The 22,375-nt window shown below is 47.9% G+C and carries 18 protein-coding genes; 10 read left to right on the plus strand and 8 right to left on the minus strand.

Annotation, left to right across the window (positions count from 1 at the left end; all coding sequences use genetic code 11):
• Positions 1–217 precede the first annotated feature (217 nt).
• Positions 218–1,480 (minus strand): MerR family transcriptional regulator, encoded by a 1,263-nt coding sequence (locus tag D9Y29_RS26765; RefSeq protein ID WP_241237931.1) that lies wholly within the window; start codon positions 1,478–1,480, stop codon positions 218–220.
• 394 nt (positions 1,481–1,874) lie between these two features.
• Here D9Y29_RS26765 and gyrB point away from each other — a divergent pair, with 394 nt between their 5' ends.
• Positions 1,875–3,854, plus strand: a complete 1,980-nt coding sequence (gene gyrB / locus D9Y29_RS13880; protein ID WP_127129120.1) for a DNA topoisomerase (ATP-hydrolyzing) subunit B — start codon at positions 1,875–1,877, stop codon at positions 3,852–3,854.
• Between the two features lie 151 nt (positions 3,855–4,005).
• Here the strand turns inward: gyrB and D9Y29_RS13885 are convergent, their stop codons facing one another.
• A complete protein-coding gene (locus tag D9Y29_RS13885) occupies positions 4,006–6,258 on the minus strand; it encodes a hypothetical protein (protein ID WP_127129122.1) in 2,253 nt (750 codons plus the stop codon).
• 206 nt (positions 6,259–6,464) lie between these two features.
• Here D9Y29_RS13885 and D9Y29_RS13890 point away from each other — a divergent pair, with 206 nt between their 5' ends.
• Positions 6,465–6,668 (plus strand): hypothetical protein, encoded by a 204-nt coding sequence (locus D9Y29_RS13890; RefSeq protein ID WP_127129124.1) that lies wholly within the window; start codon positions 6,465–6,467, stop codon positions 6,666–6,668.
• A gap of 278 nt (positions 6,669–6,946) precedes the next feature.
• On the opposite strand, the gene D9Y29_RS13895 is transcribed toward D9Y29_RS13890, so the two are convergent.
• The 3 genes from D9Y29_RS13895 to serS all read right to left on the minus strand — a co-directional run bounded on the left by D9Y29_RS13895 (position 6,947) and on the right by serS (position 11,086).
• A complete protein-coding gene (locus tag D9Y29_RS13895; RefSeq protein WP_127129126.1) occupies positions 6,947–8,146 on the minus strand; it encodes a DUF1501 domain-containing protein in 1,200 nt (399 codons plus the stop codon).
• Between the two features lie 20 nt (positions 8,147–8,166).
• Positions 8,167–9,636, minus strand: coding sequence for a DUF1800 domain-containing protein (locus D9Y29_RS13900; RefSeq protein WP_127129128.1), 1,470 nt, complete (start codon positions 9,634–9,636; stop codon positions 8,167–8,169).
• Between the two features lie 181 nt (positions 9,637–9,817).
• Complete coding sequence (gene serS / locus D9Y29_RS13905) at positions 9,818–11,086, minus strand: serine--tRNA ligase (protein WP_127129130.1); 1,269 nt, start codon at positions 11,084–11,086, stop codon at positions 9,818–9,820.
• Between the two features lie 89 nt (positions 11,087–11,175).
• On the opposite strand from serS, the gene D9Y29_RS13910 reads away from it, so the two are divergent.
• From D9Y29_RS13910 to D9Y29_RS13940, 7 genes are all read left to right on the plus strand, one after another.
• Positions 11,176–11,571, plus strand: coding sequence for a hypothetical protein (locus D9Y29_RS13910; RefSeq protein WP_241237932.1), 396 nt, complete (start codon positions 11,176–11,178; stop codon positions 11,569–11,571).
• Between the two features lie 22 nt (positions 11,572–11,593).
• A complete protein-coding gene (locus tag D9Y29_RS13915; RefSeq protein ID WP_127129133.1) occupies positions 11,594–12,292 on the plus strand; it encodes a peptidylprolyl isomerase in 699 nt (232 codons plus the stop codon).
• 13 nt (positions 12,293–12,305) lie between these two features.
• Positions 12,306–14,051, plus strand: coding sequence for a DUF885 family protein (locus D9Y29_RS13920; protein WP_241237933.1), 1,746 nt, complete (start codon positions 12,306–12,308; stop codon positions 14,049–14,051).
• A 39-nt stretch (positions 14,052–14,090) separates the two neighbouring features.
• On the plus strand, positions 14,091–14,471 hold the full coding sequence (gene gcvH / locus D9Y29_RS13925; RefSeq protein ID WP_127129135.1) for a glycine cleavage system protein GcvH: 381 nt from the start codon (positions 14,091–14,093) through the stop codon (positions 14,469–14,471).
• A 135-nt stretch (positions 14,472–14,606) separates the two neighbouring features.
• Entirely contained in the window at positions 14,607–15,113 is a 507-nt protein-coding gene (locus tag D9Y29_RS13930; RefSeq protein WP_241237934.1) for an RNA polymerase sigma factor, read from the plus strand.
• Positions 15,110–15,916 (plus strand): anti-sigma factor, encoded by an 807-nt coding sequence (locus tag D9Y29_RS13935; protein ID WP_127129139.1) that lies wholly within the window; start codon positions 15,110–15,112, stop codon positions 15,914–15,916. The genes D9Y29_RS13930 and D9Y29_RS13935 overlap by 4 nt, the downstream gene beginning before the upstream one ends.
• Positions 15,917–16,049: 133 nt before the next feature.
• On the plus strand, positions 16,050–16,436 hold the full coding sequence (locus tag D9Y29_RS13940; RefSeq protein WP_241237945.1) for a VanZ family protein: 387 nt from the start codon (positions 16,050–16,052) through the stop codon (positions 16,434–16,436).
• 485 nt (positions 16,437–16,921) lie between these two features.
• Here the strand turns inward: D9Y29_RS13940 and prfA are convergent, their stop codons facing one another.
• The gene (gene prfA, locus D9Y29_RS13945; RefSeq protein WP_127129143.1) at positions 16,922–17,986 is read right to left on the minus strand and encodes a peptide chain release factor 1; all 1,065 of its coding nucleotides are present in this window, start codon (positions 17,984–17,986) and stop codon (positions 16,922–16,924) included.
• A gap of 77 nt (positions 17,987–18,063) precedes the next feature.
• On the opposite strand from prfA, the gene D9Y29_RS13950 reads away from it, so the two are divergent.
• Entirely contained in the window at positions 18,064–19,233 is a 1,170-nt protein-coding gene (locus D9Y29_RS13950; RefSeq protein WP_164735405.1) for an amidohydrolase family protein, read from the plus strand.
• Between the two features lie 31 nt (positions 19,234–19,264).
• On the opposite strand, the gene recO is transcribed toward D9Y29_RS13950, so the two are convergent.
• Together recO and porZ are read right to left on the minus strand one after the other, a co-directional pair.
• The gene (gene recO / locus D9Y29_RS13955) at positions 19,265–20,005 is read right to left on the minus strand and encodes a DNA repair protein RecO (protein WP_127129147.1); all 741 of its coding nucleotides are present in this window, start codon (positions 20,003–20,005) and stop codon (positions 19,265–19,267) included.
• Positions 20,006–20,011: 6 nt separating this feature from the next.
• Entirely contained in the window at positions 20,012–22,291 is a 2,280-nt protein-coding gene (gene porZ, locus D9Y29_RS13960) for a type IX secretion system anionic LPS delivery protein PorZ (RefSeq protein ID WP_164735406.1), read from the minus strand.
• Positions 22,292–22,375: the final 84 nt, after the last annotated feature.

The following is a 22,375-nucleotide window of genomic DNA, read 5'->3' on the forward strand; positions in this document are numbered from 1 at the left end:
CTCCGGCGACACAGTGTTCGCCGGAGGCGAACAAATATAAGTCACTCGCCGGGAGGCGAGCGACTGCCGCCCGTCTATTTTCCCTTTACTATTTCGCTGAGCTCTTTGTCCCATTGTGCTTGTGCAAATGATGATAAGGAGATCATCACAAACAGAACGGACAAAAGGTACTTCATAAAAAATGATTAGTCTACAAAATTAGTAGAATTAATCCTTTTTACAAAGAGGCTTTGATCTCGAGGAGGAAACCTTTGATTTGCTGGAGGGACTGTATCATTTCAAACCTTTCGCGGGCCTGTTTATTCTTTTTGAGGAATTCTTTGGCTCCTTCGATGGTGAGTTTACGTCTTCTGAGGAGATCGTAGATCAGTTCCAGGTTCTTGATGTCTACCGGGCGGAAATGGCGGTCGCCCTTCCTGTTCTTCCTGGGTTGGATGATATCGAATTCATTTTCCCAGAACCTGAGCAGGCTCTGGTTCACGCCGAACATGCCCGCTACTTCGCCGATACTGTAGTACTGGCGCTTGAACAGCGTGGAGTCTTCGGGGATATTCATGGCGCTGGCTTCTGCATCGAGTGTTTTCAATGATTTGCGGCCGCGGGTGGATTTTTTGGGAAGTTCCGGTTCGGGCTCGGGTGTGTTGAAGCTCACACCATAACCCGGCTCATCGGAGATATAATCTTCATCTTCCTTTGTATTGTTATTTTCAACAGCAACTGGCTGTTCTTCTACATTGCCAGTGCTTACGGGCAATTGTTCTGCTTCACTGCCAACCTGCATTTCATTTACAGGTGATTCGGTCTTCACCTCCGCAACAACAACTGGTTTCTCCACCTGCTGACTTGCAGGTGTGAATCCAATATTCCTGTTTTCTTTTTTTTCTTCAGGCGCTGCTTCTGTTTCTTCCACTGCATAGACCTGTGTTGGTCTTGTGAGCCTGGAAGGTATATTGCTGGCAGGAGCCGGTTGCACGGCGGCTTTAGGCTGTTCGGGCTTTGGCCCTTCTTCGGTCTTTTCTTCTTCCTTAACTTCTTGTTCTGCTGTTGCTGCAAGAGGTTCTTCAACCGGTTCTGCAAAGCCGGGATCAGTAGTTTCTTCTGCAACACTTTGTTCCTGGTTGATTTCACTGGATTGCTCATGCGTATGCGCAAGTGCTTCGGCTTCTGAAACCACCGGAGTATTTTGGATTACTTCGCTGTCGTTATTCGGATTGTTTTCGTTTTCCTGTTTTGCGGTACCAGGTTCAATGCTCAGTCCGGGTTGACTTGCATTCACTGCTGGTTGAGAAGGTTCTTCTCCGTTCACTCCGCTTTGTGCTGTAAAGTTCTCCTGGTTATCTGTTTCCTGTTCTGTTTCACCAGCGTCCGCCTGGGAAGCGGGCTTGAGGCTTTTGATCCTGAAACCTGCGGCAGGGGATTCCTGTGCAGGATCAGCATCTCCGAAATCAAAGCCCATCTGGTTGTATTTTTTCTTGTCCATAATTTGAAAGCAGCGTTTCTCTATAGTTCATCAAAATTCGTGCAGTAAAAGTACGAACAAAAGGAGTGCCGCCTCCCGCTTCACGGGCCTTTGGCACAACTGTGGAAAAATTGCCTTGAAATGACCGGGTAAAAACATTTTGAAGAGAAACATTCAGGTACAAAATCTTCCTTTTCTGCGGTTGAATTTTCCCTTGAAACAAGCATTCACACAGCGTAATCTGCCCACACTGATATCGGCTTTTTTACGCTTGTGCGGAAGGGTGTGAAAGCGCTGTTATAAACTGGATAAAACGGGGATAAATTAAGCCTTAAAAATCGCCTCAAACCCTTAATTTTCGTACATTTGCAGGAATCAACATTTTTAAACTGCAGAAGTATTTTTCGACGAATTTATGGATACAGAAACTACAGAAATCCTGAGTCCCTCCAATAGCGGATATGGTGCAGATAGTATACAGGTTTTAGAAGGTCTGGAAGCAGTGCGGAAACGCCCGGCGATGTACATTGGTGATGTCGGCGAAAAAGGCTTACACCACCTGGTGTATGAAGTGGTGGACAACTCCATCGATGAGGCCCTGGCCGGATATTGTAAGAATATCACCGTTTCAATTCATGAAGACAATTCAATTTCTGTTCTGGATGATGGACGCGGTATCCCCACCGGTATCAATACCAAAGAGAAAAAAAGCGCGCTCGAACTGGTTATGACCGTTCTGCACGCCGGTGGTAAATTCGATAAAAATACCTACAAGGTTTCTGGTGGTCTGCACGGTGTGGGTGTGAGTTGCGTGAACGCACTCAGTACAAAGCTCCATGTAACCGTTCATCGCGAAGGAAAGATCTTCGAGCAGGAATATCATATCGGTGCTCCCCAGTATCCTGTCCGTGAGATCGGTACCAGCGATTTGACAGGCACGCATACTCATTTCTGGCCCGATAGCACCATCTTCACTACCACCCTGTATAAGAAAGATATTCTTGAAGGCCGCCTCCGCGAGCTGGCTTATCTCAATAAAGGCATCAGCATCACCCTTAATGATCTTCGTGAGAAGGATGATAACGGCGAACACTACACTAAAACCTTCTATAGCGAAGGTGGTATCGTGGAGTTTGTTGAAATGCTGGATAAGAGTGCTGGCCGCTCCACGCTTATCCCCAACGTGATTTACGTGGAAGGAAGGGATGAGCCTTCCAATGTAGCCGTTGAAGTGGCAATGACTTACAACGACAGCTACCATGAGCATATCTATTCGTACGTAAATAATATCAATACCATCGAAGGTGGTACGCATGTGTCTGGCTTTCGCCGTGCGCTTACACGCGTGTTCAAAAGCTATGGCGATAAGAACAACCTCTTCGAGAAAGCAAAAGTGGAAATCGAAGGTGACGACTTCCGGGAAGGCTTAAGCGCTATCATCTCCGTGAAAGTGCCCGAGCCGCAGTTCGAAGGTCAGACCAAAACAAAGCTCGGAAACAGTGATGTGATGGGCGTTGTAGACTCCACCGTTTCAAAAGTGCTCGACCGTTTCCTGGAAGAAAATCCTAAGGAAGCAAAAAATATCATCTCCAAAGTGATCCTGGCTGCACAGGCGAGAGCCGCTGCACGCAAGGCCCGCGAAATGGTACAACGTAAAAGCGTTCTAAGTGGTGGCGGCCTGCCAGGTAAACTGGCCGACTGCTCAGACAGAGATGCTGATCGTTGCGAGCTCTTCCTTGTCGAAGGTGACTCGGCGGGTGGTACCGCCAAACAAGGCCGTAACCGTAACTTCCAGGCCATCCTGCCACTCCGTGGTAAGATCCTGAACGTGGAGAAAGCTATGGAGCACAAGATCTACGAGAATGAAGAGATCCGCAACATGTACACTGCCCTCGGTGTTACTGTGGGAACTCCCGAAGATCCGAAAGCACTCAACCTAACCAAGCTCCGTTATCACAAGCTGATCATTATGACGGATGCCGACGTTGACGGTAGCCATATCGCAACACTGATCCTTACTTTCATCTATCGTTATATGAAAGAAATGGTGGAACAAGGGTACGTGTATATCGCGCAACCGCCGCTCTACCTGGTGAAGAAAGGAAAAGAATCCGGCTACGCCTGGAACGAAGAACAACGTAAAGCCCTCACAGAAAAACTGGGTGGTGGAAAGGAAGACAGCGTGAACATCCAGCGGTACAAAGGTCTTGGTGAGATGAACGCAGACCAACTCTGGGAAACAACCATGAACCCGGATACACGCACACTCAAACAGGTAACCATCGAGAGCGCTGCAGAAGCAGACCGCATCTTCAGTATGCTGATGGGGGATGAAGTAGCGCCCCGCCGCGATTTCATCGAAAGCCACGCCAAATACGCTAAGATCGACGTATAAGATATTCATTTTACTGAATAAATCGGCTGTCTGCCATAAAACAGACAGCCGATTTTATTTTTGCTGTGCCCAGTCGCTTGCCTCCCGGCAAGTGACTTCTATTTGCTCGCCTCCGGCGAGCACCGTGTCGCCGGAGGCGACGAAACAATCGTCACTCGCGGGGACGCGAGCGACTGCTCCCCGTGGTTTCCGTCACAAAAAAGAATTGATGCAGCGTAGTAGCGATGGTTTGAATGCGGCCATTCTTTACTGTTACCTTAGAATAAGTTGGCTGTAGTTTTTTAAAGCTTCCCACCATCTTTTGCGCATGGTCCACCATGCCAACAGGCAGGTTCACAGGAATGCCTTTACCCGTACTGCTGCTGTCTTTCCAAACAGCATAAACTACTTTGGCGGGATCCTGGCTATGCCTGAATTTGATCACGAATAATCCGCCGCCTGCAGAATCTATGATCTGACCACTGCCATACCAGAACAATTCACGACTAATCCCCTGATCATAGTAATAGTTCTCCCAGTATTTGGTGGAGTCCAGCTGCCAGTTCTTATTGTAATAGTACCAGAGATAACCGCTGCCACTGTAACTGGTGTAGCGTGAAGAAGGGTTAGGTGCTTCATCGTCCTTGAATGCATATTGTACGCGCTCAGCTTCGGAAGTGGCGGCGCCCATCAGTTTGGAGCTGACGAGAAAAATGCCGAGGCTTTGCGCTTCATTGTATTTATCGTACCGCACTATTCCGAACAGCGTGGTATCGTACATGCCGTTTTCGGTTTTGGTGCGAAGGAATGATTTGTCGGCCCCATATTCATTGATGGTAACGGGAACGTATCCACGCCATTCCCGATAGATGGCTGCGAGCGCTTTGTGCTGGTCCTGGTAATATCCTTTATCCGAAGGGAAAGTGATATAACTGCCGCGTAATTCACTGGAGAATGGTCCTACATCTTTTTTCAGACTGCCGGGATATGCATGGAAGCCTACATAATCGATGGGAGGATGTGCTGTATTGTAAGCGTATTGCAGGAATTTGATCACGGCCCGTTGGTATTGAACGTCCAGGCCGGTGGTTGCGGGGAGGTAAACTTTGAAATCCGGGTCCGCGTTCTTTGCGCCGAAACCCTTGCCCCACCTGTTATTCCAGCCATCAGTGGCCATCAGCATCATGCAGCCTGCCGCGATGGGGTCCTGCCATTGATTGGGAAAATATACTCCGTTCATTTCATTGCCCGGCTCTATACCCCAGTGTGTTCCGGTAGCTTTTACATGACCATTCTTTTGCCTGGTGTACCGGTCATCTGCATTTGGGTTTGAACCATAGGCATAGGCGATGCTGTACATGTTCTTACCGAGCGTTCGATAACTGAGCGGATCGCGGCGATCGCAAGCGGTATCATCCACGGGCCTCCAGGAGTAGGAATTCGTTTGTTTGAGCACGTGAGAGTTGGGGCCCATCATCTGGTAGTACATCCTGCGGCCTGTCATCACAGACATGAGTAGAGAGTCATAGAATTCAGAGGATGAAATATCGCGCTGGGGTTGAAGCACCAGGGTATCGTAAGAAAAACGGTTGGTTTGCTGAAGTCCTTTCCGCATGATAGTGAAGCTGTCGCAGTCCTTTACCGGAAATACATTGTAGTAATTGGAGCCATTGAGGTTGCGGATGATCTCGCGGCGGGCGGCTGCGCGGGCCACTACTTCATTTGATGCATAATTGAAAGTGGTATCTCCAGTGCCCGTTGGTTCTCCATAAAAGATGATCCCTGTAAGATTGGTTTCGGGCGCCATCCAGTAGCCACCTTCCTGGTAGAACATTTTTCTCCAGCGGATGCTGGTGAGAAAATATTGAACGATGGTATCGCCTTCCCAAACTTTTTTCCATTCATACTTACCGCCTTTGGTAATGATGCGAATGGAGGGGATTGTGTTATTCGTGTACTGATAAAGGTAAGTAGCGGAACGGGCACTGTCGCCAATGGTGATGTCTACTGTGTCTTCAACCGGGTTGGCGGGAGAGGTGCAGACCCAGATTTCGCGGAGGCGGTATCGTTGTTGAAAATTCCCACCGATAAGCCGGTGACGACGGTAGCCATAATAATCTTCAGCACCGATGGAAGTGTTGCCGCTGGTACTGTCTGCCAGTAAGTCACCATTCCGGGGATCGGCCTTACTGTCAAAATAGTGGAAAGTTGAATAAGCTGCACGGCCCCAGGCGCCACTGAAATCAACGATCATATTGCTGTCGAGCAATATCTTTCGTACCGGCTGGCCCGCTCTGGTGGCGGATTTGAAGGAATAACTGACCTTTCCGGTGATGGCGGCGGTTCCGGTTGCCCGGCTTGAAATTTGTGCCGTAGAAAAGACACAGGATAAGAGGAAAAAAAGGCACAATTGTACATATTTCATACCGGTATGGTTTGATCTGGGGTTATTAAACGTGCATATCCTGCTTTTTTTTGTGCGTAAGTTTTTTTCCAAAACACGTTCAAAATCAATGCAGACCTGCCTTATATCGAAAAAAAACGTATATTTAAGTGTGCTTTGATCTTTATTTGGAGAACTTTTTGCAAAGTAAAATTATTCAATTTACTAACCTCTTAAATAGTTAGACTATGGCAGACATTCAGCTCACTGCATACAATGTAAAAACAAAGGAAAAGAATGTTCCTATCAAAGACGCAGTGATCACCAAAACCGCCAAGGGAGCTTATATGGCTCAGGGAAACGACGGTAAAGGCAATAAACTCACTACTCTTTTGGGCGAAGAAAAAGCGCTCGCTGCTATCAAAGCCGGTGTTGCCAAACAAGGCTGGTAAAACATTTCCACAAAAGAAAAGCAACTGAGCGGTCATAACAGGCCTGTGCATTTGGCATGTTCCTGATATGACTGTCTCGGTTGCTTTTTTTATTGGCAGACATTCTGCCAGCAAAAAAGCCTTCTTGTATTTCGTTTGATCCATACAAGGAAGGCTTTTGGTAAGCACAATCTCTTAAACTACAGATAAGGTAATTTTTTTCGAAGCCGGGAGATTAAGGAAAGGAAAAATGGACGGTGATAAAAAAGTTGTCTACTAAATATACATCTTTTTTTATATCAGACAAAATCAAGATAACTTAACTCTCTTCCCAGAATTTGCCGGTCGTCTGCTCCCAGCCATTTGTTCAGCAAAGTGGCATATACATTTTTAAAATCCACATTGTACTGCAGGTCTCCGTTCTTCAGGTTACTGAGATCGGGCATTTCATTCAGCATTCCTTTTTGTTTGAGCGCTCCGCTCACGAAGAACATATTATTGGCAGTTCCGTGGTCGGTGCCGCCGCTGGCGTTCTGCGCCACGCGTCTGCCGAATTCGGAAAAGGTCATCAGCATCACATCCTGGAAGCGGTTGTTCTGCTGCATATCTTTCACAAAAGCGCTGATGGCTGCATTCATTTCAGTGAAGAGTCTGCGCTGCTGGCCATCCTGCCCAACATGCGTATCGAAACTTCCGAGAGAGAGGTAATACACTTTTGTATTGATATCAGAGAAGATGAGAGAAGCGATGGTCTTCAGGCTATTCCCGATTTCAGTGGAAGGATAAACAGTATTGGTTGGATGAATGCGGCTTTGTTTGAAGATATAATCCGCACTGCTCATCGTCTCAGCCATGGTTTTGTAGAGATAGTCCACTGTTTGTTCTCCATGTTCATCCTGGTGGTTCTTCACAACTTCCTTGAAGAATTTTTCGTTGGATGTGTTGAAGAGCCTGCGGGGGTCCTTCATGGCGAGCCCTTTGATATGTTCTCCTTTCATGGCCATGCTGAGCACATCGTCCAGCTCCAGAGCCTGCGTGGGTTTGTCGCAGCCCTTACATTGCGCATCCAGGTAGCGGCCTAACCATCCCGTGTATACGTATTTGTCGCTGTCGCTGGCACTATGCCAGATATCCATGCTGCGGAAATGCGAGCGGTCGGGGTTTGGGTAGCCAACATTGTTGAGGATACCGAGATGTCCATTGTCGTACAGCTCTTTCATCCCGGTAAGTGCGGGGTGCAGTGCTGCATCATCGGTGAGGCGCAGTGCGGCTTCCCGGGCAATGCCCAGTTTGGGCCTTACTTTATAATAGATATCGTTCCTTACGGGAATTACAGTGTTCAGTCCATCGTTGCCTCCGCTGAGCTGGAGGATCACCAGCACTTTGTTGCCGGGTGGCACCAGGTGCGGGGTTTCAAACGCTTTCATGAATTTGGGCAGCATCATGGATGCTGTGGCGAGACTACCGATCTGCAGGAATTCTTTTCTTTTTAAAAGCATATGATTGGCGTTTGAGCGGATTAACAAAGTTGGTATTCAGGTGTACTCATCAACTGGATAGTGGCTGAGCGGATATAATTCTCCCTGCTGCTGTTATCAATGTATTTATCCAGGGTGCTTACCGCAACACTATTGTTGGTTTGCAATACGGAACTGCTGATGGCGGGAAGTAACTTTTCCCTGGAAACCTTTTCGAACAGTTTCGTGTAGGCGTCCCAGTTAACCGTAGCGGCAATTACCTGACCACCGCCTCTTTTTTGAGCGAAGGCCTTCATTTTTTGTTTTCTGTTGTCCTGGTCCTTCATGCCCATCATCTGGTCGTCATCGTCTTTGGGTTTGAGGGTAAGCGTATCTTCAGCATAGATCATTTGCGGGATACGGAGGCGCAGCATGAGGGAAGAGCTATCGATCCAGTTCTTTCCTCCGGGCCAGCCGGCCACATTGGGTGGATAGAAGAGTTGCTGACCGAGCAATCTTTGCAAAGTGATCTGCACTTCTTCATTGGAGATCTCCATGGGAATGGCCCTTCTGATACCGGCTATCAGCAGTACAGGGGATTTGATGATGGAGCCTACATTGCGCTGATCATAGAACCAGTCGCTGTTGAAGATATCCCGGAAGAGTTCGCTGATATCGTAGCCGCCATTGTAGAAGCGGTCTGCAAGCCATTTGATTTGCTCTTCATTTTCCGTTTCGTTTACGAAATAACGATATACTTTACGCGTGATGTATTGTGCTGTTTGTGGATGTTGGATAAGAATATCGAGAACATCGTCTCCATCAAAATTGCCGGACTTGCCCAATACTTTCTTCCTGCCGTTATCGTGTTGGTTTTTTCGGAAAATGAAATTGCCGGAGGCGTTGGAGCCCCATCCGGTGAAGGCGCGGGCGGCTTCTTTGATATCATCTTCCGTATAGTTGCCACGGCCCAGGGTGAAGAGTTCCATTACTTCGCGGGCGAAATTTTCATTGGGATGATCTTTCCTGTTCTGGTTATTGTTGAGGAAGTTCAGCATGGCGCCGGACTTGCTCACTTCGCGCAGCAGGTCAGGGAACTTGCCAAGTGCATTGCGGCGGATCGCATCCAGGAGTTGCTGCTGGTGTACGATGTTCACGGTGCGGCATGCGAAATGCCCGTGCCAGAAGAGTGATACTTTTTCGCGGAGTTGTTGTTCACTGTGCACCATCTGGTTGAGCCAGGTGAGATTGAGGGCGCGGATGCCTTCGCGGGATTTATTCCGGATAAGCTTACGCTGCTCCTCATTCAGTTGTCTCTTTTGCCGGTACATTTCTTCCATGCCCATGTAAATTTCTTTGATGGCAGGATCAGCCACATCGATGTAGGCAGGAGTTTTTTCTGATGCTTTGAATAATGCTTTGACTAATTTCTTGTTGGAATCGGAGGAAAGCTCTTCCACCGGTACGGAGTCTGGTCCGAAGCCTGCCCGCCAGAGCAGGTGCTGGTTTTTGAGCTGATTGGAAATGCCCATGCGGAAAATGGTTTTGCTTTTGACTGGTTGCCAAAAGGAAAGTTTAACAGAGTATTTAATTTTCGGATAGAACCAGAAAATGGAATAATGGAATAATTGCAACCTCAGTGCCAATAAACAGAAAGGGTGCCTCAATTACTTTTGAGACACCCTCGCTTTTGAAAAATATTAACTGAAATAGTTAAATCGATTTAAAACCGAGATACTGATGCAGCACTTCCGGTAAATCGATTCCATTCTCTGTTTGGTTGTTCTCCAGCAAACAGGCGAGGATCCTCGGTAAAGCAAGAGAGCTTCCATTGAGTGAATGCGCCAGGTGGTTCTTTCCATTGCTGTCTTTGAACCTTGCTTTCAAGCGGTTGGTCTGATACGCTTCAAAGTTAGACACAGAGCTTACTTCCAACCATTTCTCCTGTGCGGCTGAATACACTTCAAAGTCGTAGGTCTGTGCTGATGCGAAACCCATATCACCGCCGCAGAGATTGAGAATGCGGTAAGGCAATTTGAGGGATTGCAATAGTAATTCTACATGCAGCACCATTTCTTCCAGCACTGCATAGCTGGTATCGGGATGTACGATCTGTACGATCTCCACTTTCTCGAACTGATGCAGGCGGTTCAGTCCGCGTACATCTTTGCCATAGCTCCCTGCTTCCCGGCGGAAGCAGGGAGAGTAGCCGGTCATTTTAATGGGGAGTTCGCTTTCCTTCACCAGTTCATCGCGATAGATATTGGTGATGGGAACTTCGGATGTGGGTATCAGGTAGAACTGGTCTTCGTTCACATAATACATTTGTCCTTCCTTGTCCGGCAACTGACCGGTACCGAAAGCAGATGCTTCATTCACTACAAAAGGGGGGATGATCTCGGTATAACCCGCGGCGGTATTGTAGTCCAGGAAATACTGGATCAATGCGCGCTGGAGGCGGGCACCCTTGCCGGTGTACACGGGAAATCCGCTACCGGTGATCTTATTACCCAGTTCGAAATCGATCAGTTTGTATTTTTTAGCCAGGTCCCAGTGGGGTACGGCATTGTTGACCAGAGTGGGTTTGGAGCCGCCTTCGCGCACTACCACATTGTCTTCGGGAGTTCTTCCCTTTGGAACATAGGCGGATGGGAGGTTAGGGAGCTTCACTATAGTTGCTTCCAGCTGCTTCTCCACGGCCGTGAGTTGCTCCGAGATCGGCTGCAGGCTTTGTTTCAGCGAAGGAACGGATAGTTTGAGGGCTTCCGCTTCTTCTTTCTGACCTTTCGCCATTAATTGTCCGATCTCCTTGGATGCGCTGTTCACCTTTGCCTGGGTTGTATCGAATTCCAGCTGAAGTTTCCTGCGTTCATCATCCAATGCTATGATCTCGTCAACCAGCGACAGCTCCTGGAAATTTTTAACGGCCAAGCGCTCTTTTACCTGTTCTGTGTGCTGTCTGATAAATGGAATCTGTAGCATTATTCAAATGATTTGCAACAAAGATAATTCCTGTACCGTAGATTTCTGGCCCCGCCTGCCTGTCTTTGTCAGATTCATATCAAAAATTATTGAATGCAATCCGTGTAAAGCTCCCTTCGGAATTCCTGCCTATCTTTGCAGCTATGAATGCACAGGACGATCTGATGACGCGCTGGTGGACGCTGGAAGCGAAGCTGGTGGAAAGATTTGGGAAGAAGCCCGATATGGAAACCATCCTTTTCCTTATCGGCATCCAGGAATTGGGCGTAAAGCCGAAGTTCACGAAAGAACAGAAGCAGGACCTGATGCATATTGCCGTATGTGCTCTCATGGCCCAAAGTGGTTATTACGAACTGGAAGGAACTGACAGGGACGGTTGGCCGCACTACAAACAACTCAAGAGCCTGCCCGTGATGAATATGATCGAACAGGAGAATTTCCTCAAAGACCATATCCTGTTGTATTTCGACCGGGTTGGATTTTAAAAATACTGATCCCATTAATACCATGAACCGACTGCTTGCACTTGCAGCCCTGCTGCTTACTTTCGCCGCCTGTAATCCCCGCCTCTCCAATGGCCTCCGTGTACACGATCTTCAAAAAGATGTGGAACTTGTAACCAGCAAGGGCACTATCATCATCAGGCTTTCCGATTCAACACCCCTGCACAGGGACAATTTCATCAGGCTTGTTCAGAAAAAATATTTCGATAGCATCCTCTTCCACCGGGTGATCAATCAGTTTATGGTACAGGCCGGAGACCCGGACAGCAAACAGGCAAAAGCCGGAGCAGAGCTCGGTAATGGCGGTCCCGGTTACACGGTCCCGGCAGAATTCAGGGCTTCCCTCTTCCATAAAAAAGGAGTAATTGCGGCTGCACGTACCGGTGATGACGTGAATCCATTGAAAGCAAGCAGCGGCTCCCAGTTCTACCTCGTTCAAGGGAAAGTGTTCACAGAAGCCGGACTGGACTCCGTGGAGAATATGCGCCTCAGACGCAAACTCCCAGCTGCACACCGTGAAGTGTACAAGACACTGGGGGGTACGCCACACCTGGACCTGAACTACACCGTGTTCGGAGAAGCGGTAAGCGGACTTAGTGTGATTGACAGCATCGCCGCAGTGCCCACCAGTGGCAGAATGGGTGGCGACAGGCCCCTGACGGATGTGCGCATCATCAGGGCCCGGCTGGTAAAGAGAAAATAAATTTCCGCACGATATGCGACAATACCGGAACCGAATGATGCCCTGTTTGATCACAGGCGCTATCGCCTTATTTCTATGCCATAACGGTATGGCCCAATCGAAAAAAGAAGAAAACCTGCTGCAGCAGACCAGCGAGGTAAATAACCTTATGGTGCAATACCAGGCAGACAGGGGTAGTCTCACCCGCTTCTATACCGTTCCATTCTCACCGGAGAGAAGGGAACGCCTCATTAAATTCCAGCAGGATTATTTGCTGCAACTGGAATCAGTTCCATTCGATCAGCTTTCCACCGGTTCCAAAGTAGACTATATCCTTTTCAAAAGGAATATCGATAATCAGCTCAGGTTGCTGGATGCGGAGGCAAAGGGGTATGAACAGGTAAAGAAGTTCTTTCCTTTCGCTCCTCCGGTATATGAGCTGGAAAAACAGCGCCGGCGCGGACTTTCGCCGGATAGTAAAAAACTGGCGGCCGATATGCATACCTGGCAGCAAGAGATCCGGAAAAAAATGCTTGCATTGAAGCAGGAACCTGAATTAGATATGCCGCAGGCGGAAATGGCTTCGGCAGTGGTCCGCGGATTGCAGCAGGCGCTTAAATCAGTTTTCGATTTCTACTATGGCTATGATCCCAAATTCAGCTGGTGGGTGGAAAAGCCGTACAGGACCACAGACAGCCTGTTAAATATATATGCCGGACAATTGAAATCGAAAGGAAAGGTCACCACCACCCAAAAAGATGATGGCAGCGGTATCATCGGAAAGCCCATTGGCCGCGAAGAACTGATACGCCAGTTACAGTTCGAAATGATCCCTTATACGCCGGAAGAACTCATCGAAATGGCCAATAAGGAATTCGCCTGGTGCGATAAAGAGATGCTGAAAGCCAGCAGGGAGATGGGTTTTGGGGATAATTGGAAAAAGGCGATGGAGAAAGTGAAGAATTCGTATGTGCCTGAGGGTAAGCAGCCGGAACTGATCCTCCGATTGTACAATGAATCGATCGATTTCCTGAAAAAGAATAACCTGGTAACGATACCTCCCATTGCGGAGGAAACCTGGCGCATGACCATGATGAGCCCGCAGCAGCAACTGATCAGCCCATTTTTCCTGGGCGGCGAAACGATCCTGATCGCTTATCCCACCAATACGATGGAGGAAGATGACAAGCTCATGAGCATGCGCGGCAATAATCCACATTTCTCCCGTGCTGTAGTACACCATGAACTGATTGCCGGTCATCACCTGCAACGCTTCATGGGCAACCGTTTTAAGGCTTACCGTGAATTTGACACACCTTTCTGGACGGAAGGCTGGGCGCTTTACCAGGAATTCATACTCTGGGACCTGAAATTCCCCCGAAGTGCCGAAGACCGTGTGGGGATGCTGTTCTGGCGAATGCATCGCTGTGCGCGGATCATCTTTTCCCTCAATTATCATCTCGGCAACTGGACGCCGCAGCAATGCATCGATTTCCTGGTAGAACGTGTGAACCACGAACGCGCCAATGCTGCAGGTGAAGTGAGAAGAAGCTTTACCGGCGGCTATGGACCATTGTACCAACTGGCCTATATGGTGGGCGGACAGCAGTTTTATGCCCTCAAAAAGGAATTGGTGGATACAGGAAAGATGAGCTTCCGGGAATTTCATGATGCTGTTTTGCGTGAGAACGGAATGCCGGTAGAAATGGTAAGAGCGATACTCACAAAGCAGCAGCTTAAAAAAGATTTTGTTACCGGCTGGAAATTTTATGGGAAATAGATTGCTTTTCTTAATCTTTGCAGCACTAAAACTTACGTCATGAATTTTCCTGATAACCTCCGCTATACCAAAGATCACGAATGGATTCTTCTGGAAGGAAATGTAGCTACCATTGGTATAACTGAATTCGCTCAGCGTGAACTGGGTGACATTGTGTATGTGGACGTTCCCACTGTGGGCAAAGCTCTCAGTGCTGAAGAAGTGTTTGGAACGGTAGAAGCTGTGAAAACAGTATCTGATCTTTTTCTGCCTGTGGCAGGAACCATCAATGAGCTGAATGCTGAGCTGGATGGCAGCCCAGACCTGGTGAACACCGATCCTTATGGTGATGGCTGGATGATCAAAATGACCGTAAGCAATACAGCCGATGTAGATGCCCTGATGGATGCAGCCGCATACGCAAAGCTGGTTGGCGAATAAATCCGGAATTCCATACTTAACGTATATGAAAGAGTGGTTTGCATATCCACTCTTTTTTTATTATATTGGGCCACGCTTGGGTTAAACTAACATTTGGCCACCACACAAACATACACTGAACCACAACTGGTATCCTTGCTAAAACTCAGGGATAATAAGGCTTTTGGTTACCTCTATGATAATTACTCCGGTGCATTGTACAGCATCATAGTTCAGATCCTGAGCGGAGATGTGGAATTGGCCAATGACGTTCTTCAGGAAGTTTTCATCAATATCTGGCGAAAGATTGACAGTTATGATCAGACGAAGGGCAGACTATTCACCTGGATGCTGAATATCGCCAGAAATGCTTCAATAGATACATTACGTTCCAGGACCTATCAAAACGACAGGAAAAACCAACCGATGCCGGGCTCCGTTGATGAGCAGCTCAACGGGCAGACTGCGCAACTCAATGTAGATAATATTGGATTCAGGAAAGTGCTGGGTCAGTTGAAGGAAGATCAGCGGGTACTGATCGACCTGGCTTATTATAAAGGGTATACACACGAAGAAATAGCAGCAATACAAAATATGCCGTTAGGAACGGTAAAAACACGCATCAGGAATGCGTTGATTCAATTACGGGGAATACTAAAGTGAACATACAGGAATACATATCAAGCGGTATCGTCGAAATGGTGGTACTCGGGCTGGCAGGCCAAAAGGAAAGGGAAGAGTTCGAAGAACTCTGCACCCGCTATCCTGAGCTGGCGGCTGCCCGTGACGCATTTGAGGCAAAGCTGGAGGACATCTATATGCAACACTCCTCCACTATTGTTCTTCCTGTTGGGTTAAGGCAAAGTTTGATGGAAGCAACTCTAACCACTTCTCATAATCAAACCAAACCAACAAATGTAATCACTATGGAAAATGCCAACAGACCCGTACGGCGAACCAACTGGCTGGCTGTAGCATCGGTAATTCTACTGATTGTTGCCGCCTATTTTGCTTATCAGTTTCATTCTCAAAATGAATCCCTGAAACAAGCCAATGTTGAATTGCAGAAGAAAGCAGATTCAACTGATGCTATCCTCCAACAGATCATCGCAGAACAAAAGGTTTTCAAAGATTCCAATGTAACCGTTGTAAGCATGGAAGGAACAAAGATCGCTCCGCGTTCTTCCGCCAACGTTTACTGGGACTCCATCAACAGCAGCGTGTACCTGGTGGTGAAGAACATGCCTAAACTGCCAACAGATCAGCAGTACCAGCTCTGGGCACTGATCGATGGTAAACCCAAAGATCTCGGTGTGTTCGATGCCGAACAGGAAAAGCTCATCCTGAAAATGAACAACACCCAAAAAGCTGAGGCTTTTGCCATCACAATCGAGAAGCGGGGAGGCAATCCTTCGCCAACGCTTGAGAAGATGCAGTCGCTGGGTAAAACAAAAGCCCCGTTATAGCGGGCTCGCTGAAATCACCACAACGATATTCAGAAAAGATTCCTCCGGGAATCTTTTTTTATGTTCAGGCATTCAGTAACATTGTTATCCAAGCAGCGTTCTACTGAAGCTCAAATTTTTGCAAGTGAAAAGAATGTTTGAATCTGTTCTGACCCCCATCGCCTGGACGTTTACGATCCTGGTTCTGCTTTGCATTCCCGGCTCCTCCATTCCAGACCTGGACGGGCCTGTGATCCCACATTTCGACAAGCTGGTCCATTTCCTGCTTTTTGCCGTTTTCTCCGGCTTGTGGAATATTTACCTGTCCTGTAAAAAATATTCCACAGAAAGACTCAAGAAAGGATTTTGGCTTGTTTTCCTCAGCGCCGTTTTCTACGGAGCCTTGCTGGAAGTGATCCAGTATTATCTGGTGCCCGACAGGAGCTTTGATCCGGGAGATATTGCAGCCGATGCGGCGGGAGGAGCTGCCGCTTATGCGTATTCCTATTTTAAATTATTGAGAATCAACTCAGGCAATTAGTACACAAAAAAAATTGGCCCCTGTAGATACAGGGGCCGTAACCAAAACTAACTGCTTATGAGAAAATTGACTGCTTTATTTTGTGAGTCTTACAAAAGAACTACAACCAGTATAACGCAAATCCAGTGCCATTAGTATAACCCAACCCGTTAAAGAAGGGTTAACCCTGTTTTCTGACTTTCACTTTTCCGGATTTGCAAAGAGCGTTTTCTTTTGACATCACAAAGGAACCAAGAGTAAGCCGTATTTCCACATTTTGAATCCATTTTTTCAAAATGTTAACAATCCATTCATACTAAAATGGACCTGCAATACAGGTTTTATATGAACTAAATATAGCGCTACGATTAAAAATATATTAAACCTGATAACGGTGCCGCATAGCCTGCCAGCTTGTCTTCCGGAAAAGGAAGAAATGCCATGACAGGCTGCTGTTTCAGTACCAACTATTACCAGTAACCGAAGTTTAACTTTTCCTGATCTGCTTAGTTCTGTTTGGTGAGTTTTTCAGCATTCTCTGCAAACTGAAGAGCATCAATGAATTCCTGGATATTTCCCGTTAAAACATCATCGAGGTTATAAACGGTCATGCCTATACGATGATCGGTAACACGTCCCTGCGGATAATTGTAAGTGCGGATTTTTGCACTGCGGTCACCCGTACTTACAAGGCTCTTACGATGACGTGCAATTTCATCTTCCTGCTTGCGTACCTGTTCTTCATAAAGCCTGGTACGAAGCATTTGCATGGCTTTTTCGCGGTTGCCGAGCTGTGTACGCTCGGTCTGGCACATTACTACAGTGCCGGTGGGAAGGTGCGTGAGGATTACCTTGGTTTCTACTTTGTTTACGTTCTGTCCGCCAGCGCCGCCGCTTCTTGCAGTTTCCATTTTCACATCGCTTTCCTTTACTTCCACATCTACTTCTTCTGCCTCAGGCATTACTGCCACTGTAGCGGCTGAAGTATGTACGCGCCCGGAGGCTTCAGTATCGGGAACGCGTTGTACGCGGTGAACGCCTGATTCAAATTTGAGGGTGCCATAAACATCATCACCTGTTACTTCAACCTGGACTTCCTTGTAGCCACCAACGGTGCCTTCCGTTTCGCTGAGTACAGCAGTTTTGTAACCACGCTTTTCACAATAGCGGAGATACATGCGGAGGAGGTCGCCGGCAAAAAGACTGGCTTCGTCGCCTCCCGTTCCTGCGCGGATCTCGAGGATCACATTCTTTTCGTCCTGTGGATCTTTCGGGATCAGCAGCTGACGGATATGTGCTTCCATTTTTTCCTTTTGTTCTTCCAGGGCTGGGAGTTCTTCCTTGGCGAGTTCGCGGAGTTCCGCATCGTCGCCATTCAGGGCGCCGCGATAGCTGTTCACGTCATTCAGCAGGCTTACATAGTCCTTATGGGCCTGAACGATCTTTTCCAGGCTCCGGTATTCCTTGCTGAGTTCCATGAATTTCCGGTTGTTTCCAACGATCTCAGGATTGGTCAATGCCACTCCCAGGTCTTCAAACCGCGCTGTGATCGCTTCTAATTTGTCTAGCATGTTTACAGTATTTTTACGCCCGGAATTACTTTCCTCCGGTTGAAAGGATGGCAAAGTTAATCGATTTCACCGTTTCTATGGCTTACAGAAAGTTCAAAGCAGACCAATTATTTACAGGGACCAGCCTGCTTTCAGGCGGCGAGGTACTGATCACCACCGGGCGGGGTGTTACAGAAGCCATTGTTCCGGCCAGCGAAGCGGGCGAAGGCGTGCAGGAACTGAGCGGCATTCTCTGCCCGGGATTCGTGAATGCCCATTGCCACCTGGAGCTCAGCCATATGAAAGGCCGCATTCAGCCGGGAAGCGGCATGGTGGATTTTCTGCTGGGCGTGATGAAGCAAAGGCATTTTCCGCAGGAAGAAGTGCAGGCGGCGATCGCCCAGGCTGAAACGGCAATGTGGGAAAATGGCATTGTAGCGGTGGGCGATATCTGCAATACTCCGGATACCATCGCAGCCAAAACCAGGGGAAGACTGGTGTACAGGAATTTTATCGAAACCATGGGCTTTATTCCCGCCACCGCTCCGCAACGATTTGCTTTTGCGAAATCAGTTTTCGATCAGTTCGAAGCAGCAATGCCCGGCAGGAATTCCATCGTTCCCCATGCCCCCTATTCTGTTTCTCCGGCGCTGCTGCAACTCATAGCGGATTTTCAGGGAAACCGATACCTGTCGATCCACAACCAGGAAAGCATCGCCGAAACGCAGTTCCTGAAAAACGGATCGGGCGAGATGCGCAGGCTCTATGATTTTCTCGGCATCGATCTTTCATTTTATCAGCCCACAGGATTGAGTAGCCCGAAACTGATACTGCCTCCATTTGGTCAGCAACACCAAATGATCCTGGTGCACGATGTATATACCGAAGCGTCGGATCTGCAATGGATGAAGGAGGAGGCCTTACCTGCACTGTTCTTTTGTCTATGCCCCAATGCCAATCTGTATATCGGTAATGGTCTGCCTGATATTGAATTGCTGCGCAGGCAGGAGCTTAATATTGTTTTGGGAACGGATAGTCTTTCCTCAAATCAACAGTTAAGTATACTCGAAGAAATGAAAACTGTTGCTGCTGAGTTTCCGGGTATTCCCATTGCAGAGTTGCTGCAATGGGCCACGCTCAATGGCGCGAAGGCGCTGGGTTTTGAAGCGCAGATCGGTAGTTTTGAAAAAGGGAAACAGCCGGGTTTGGTGTTGATTGAAAATACAGAGGATGGAATTGGAAAAGCTACGGCAAAAAGAATCATGTAATTACTCTTGCTGTGCACTCTGAGTAAGTATATCACGATAACACTTCCTGCAATACCGGCAACGTTTTCAGTGTCCCAAAATCAGGCACATGCAATGCGTAAAAAGTCTGATATCCCTGCAATAATATTCTTCTTGTTTCCTGGTTGAGCGGGATTTCATTAAGTTCCTGTGGTTGCATCACTTTCAGCAATTGTGAAGTGATATAACTGTAAGGCATACCCAAAAAATGCGGATGTACGGGATGTTCTGCTGTGAATTCGCCTTCCTGCAGATCCAGGTAGGGTGTATGTTCCGTGTAATCGTCATTCAGCCTGAAGCCGTAGATGGTGGCGAGGTGTAAGGCAAAGAATAAAGGGAAATTGGCGATGGCCTGTCCTTTGGCTTCATCGAGGTGCAGGAAAGCATCTTCGATAAAATGATAAAGGTCCGGGTTGGATTCTGGTTGCTTCAATGTTTTCTGCAATAGTTCCACCATGAAGAGCGCTGCTGCATTCTTCACCACATCGAAAAAAATATGCTGGTAAATGAAGGCCCACCTGAATTCCCTGATGCGTTGCAGGTTCTTCAGTTCATTGTGATACACCTGCATGTCCAGGATGGCGGCGGGCTGGAACATATTCGCTTTACCGCCTCCTTTCTTAGAGGAACTGCGCACCCCATTCACGATATAGGATTGAATACCGAAAAGCTCCGTGTAGATCGTTACTATCACACTGGTTTCTCCGTACTTGACCGTACGCAGCACAATTCCTTTTGTATGGTGAATGGTCATGTTGGGTTATTTGATGAATACAATTTTTGCGGCTGTTTGTTCCTTTTTGTTTTCATCGGTAACCAGAACGAGATATATTCCTGAAGAAACTTTACTACCGTTATAATGCCTGCCATTCCAGACGGCTTGTCCACCTAAGGCCCGGGTCTGGTACACGAGCCTGCCATCGGTTTCCGTGATTTTCACGATGGCATTGTTCGCCAGGCCCCTGATAGCGATGGTTCCATTATAACCCGGAGGCACTGGATTTGGAAATACCAGCAGGTTTTGACTGGTGGGGCCTCCTTCTGTTGCTGTGCTGCGGAAAGAGCAGATTCCTTTGGGGGTGGAGAAGAAGATCTCTCCGGTTAAGCCGTTGGCGGCAATCTGTTGCACATCGTTATCAACTAAAGGACTGTTGCCCGTGTGGAATCGATACAGGGTTTTCCCGCCATCTGCACTGATCAGCCAGACGCCATTTTTAGTACCGATCCATTTGCGGTCGGCTCCATCCACGGCAATGCATTGTACCTGCTCATCGCGGAAAAGATAGCCCGCGAAATTGTCCGATTGCACCACTGGAAGAATAGCTTCACAGCCAGTGTTGCTGTTGGCGTCCTGCGGGCATTGTACGATACCGATGCCACGATTTGTGCCAATCCAGATAAAGCCACTCTGATCTTTGGCAATACAGTTAACATTGTTGTCGGGCAGATTGCCGTTACCTGCTCCGCTGCGATACCATTTCCACTGATCATCGGAAGGATTGTCGATGGAATTGCCGTAGGAGAAAACATAAAGGCCATTGCCTTTGGGCGAGACCATCCACACCTGGTTGTAATCATCTGCTATGAGTTGCGCCACTGCATTTTCCGAAACAGGAAAAGGAATGGTGAAGGATTTGAAATTTCCATCGGGTTTTCTTACTACCAGTTCTCCCGGTGAACCGTAGTTGCTGATCCAAAGATTGCCGCCTGCATCAAATTGGAGGCCGCTCACGCGATAACTGTTTGTTGAAAAATAGGCAGGCTGGATGGCTGAGTTCTGTTTGAATACTGTGAGCGGTTTGCCTTCCTGGATATGCAGGAGGCCATCGTCGAAAGATCCTGCCCAGATGGATTGATCAGTAGGATCGATGGCAACGCTGACAATATCGTTTATGCTATCGGGTAAGCTGGCTGTGGCGGTATTCATGTTTGTCCAGTTGTTATCCCGGAAGCGATAGAGGCCATTGCGGTTATTGGCTGGTTCCCAGTTGGGTGTTACGCTTCCTGCGGCAACCCAGAGTGTATTGTCGAGTACCTGCATTTGTCCGTTTGCAACAGCAGCAGGGGAGCCCGGAACGAAGGATTCAAAGTTACCGGCGCCATCGGTGGCGCTTAATCCGCTGCCGGCATCGGCGATCCAGTATTGTTGTTGAAACCAGATAGCCTGCCTTGGGGCAGCAGTGAATACAGGATGTTGAATGATACTCTCAACAACCCCTGCATTGGTGATGCTTATCACTCTTGACTGCGGACCATTTTGTTGAGTGAGCAGTAGTCTGTTGCCGGAAGTTCTTAATTCCCTGATCTCCCAGCCATCGTTATAAAAAGAAATCCAACTGGTATTCTGTCGGGTAAATATCTGGTTATTCCATTGGACGAATATTTGATCGCCTGATAACACTACTGATCTTGCACTGCCGGCGGGTAATCCATCCATTCCTGAAAGCATTTCCCAGTTGCGATAGTCGGCCAGGTTATTTGCGTTTACTGGTGCACGTTTCAATCCGTCTTCAGTTGCTGCGTAATAGAATTGCGCATCTGCAACAGTGTTATATACTGCGGTCTTGTTGCCATTGCTGCCAATGATCCAGGTATCGCTGACTTCATATTTGTCCAGGTTGAGCAGGATGATGCCCAGGCCGGTACTAAGCAGGGCGCGTTGCTGTTGCACGTAGATATGGTTGATGGTCTTGTTGCCGCTGATGGTGGAATTTTTAATGGCGTCGATATTGTGCACAGTGTTCTGCAATAGCACATCTACGTTACTGTTGGAATAGGCGATCACCAGTTTGTTACCATCCGGATCTGCACCGATGGCGCCGATGCCCGTTTCCGAAAGTCCGCTGATACGGCTGAAACGCTCGATGGAATTGTCTGAAGGATCAACAGAAAAAATGCTGAATGGCGTGGCGCACCAGATGATCGACTGCTGCTGTGATACAGCAATGGCCTGATGATAAGGAAGGTGGTCCCTCCACTGCCCAACCGGCTGGAGCTGGGCGGAACTAATGGCATGCAGCAAAACAAAAAGGGGAAGCAAAAAGGATTTCCGGTTCGGCATCACCAAAAATACAACAGAATACAAATCTTTGTCAACTTGCGCAAATTGGCTTTCTTTGCCTCG

It is taken from the genome of Pseudoflavitalea rhizosphaerae, from assembly GCF_003991355.1.
In the GTDB taxonomy this organism is placed as follows: domain Bacteria; phylum Bacteroidota; class Bacteroidia; order Chitinophagales; family Chitinophagaceae; genus Pseudobacter; species Pseudobacter rhizosphaerae.